Genomic DNA, 543 nt, shown 5'->3' with positions numbered 1-543 from the left:
AGAGCGTGTTTGAGATCTTCATGGTGTGGTGAACTGGCGTGGCCCGGGCCGTGTGGCGGGTTGTGTGCGGGCGATGCGGCGGGTCATGGTGGTGATGGCGGCCCAGCGGATGATGGCCTCGGCGGTGGCGGGGTGGCGTTCGTAGTCGCGGGCCAGTCGTCGGTAGCTGGTGAGCCACGCCAGCGTTCGCTCGACTGCCCATCTTCTGGGGATCACTGCGAAGCCCTTTTGGCCTGGTGGTTTACGCACGATCTCGATCGTGGTGTTGAGCAGTGTGTGTGCCCAGTCCAGCAGTTTCCCGGCGAACCCGCTGTCGGCGAACAGGTGTCGGACAAGCCGAACGGTCCGGCCCATGCGTTGGCGGTGGCGCAGTTCCAGCAACAGCTGCTTGGCGCCGTCGCGGTCTTGCACACTCGCGGGCAGCACCAGCACGACCAACAACAGACCGAGGGTGTCGGTCGCGATGAACCGCTTCCGACCATTGATCTTCTTGCCGGCGTCGTAGCCCCGCGTGTCGACGCCGACGGTGTCCGCGCCCTTGAT

General features: G+C 65.4%; 1 protein-coding gene. It reads right to left on the bottom strand.

Annotated elements, in window-relative coordinates; all coding sequences use genetic code 11:
• Nucleotides 1-18: 18 nt before the first annotated feature.
• Nucleotides 19-543 (bottom strand): transposase (locus BU204_RS37915; protein WP_158073587.1); only part of this gene is annotated, 525 nt, incomplete at its 5' end.

It is taken from the genome of Actinophytocola xanthii (assembly GCF_001921205.1).
Taxonomy (GTDB): domain Bacteria; phylum Actinomycetota; class Actinomycetes; order Mycobacteriales; family Pseudonocardiaceae; genus Actinophytocola; species Actinophytocola xanthii.
Note: the sequence above shows the minus strand (reverse complement) of the source record. Positions and strands in the feature narration are given on the sequence as shown.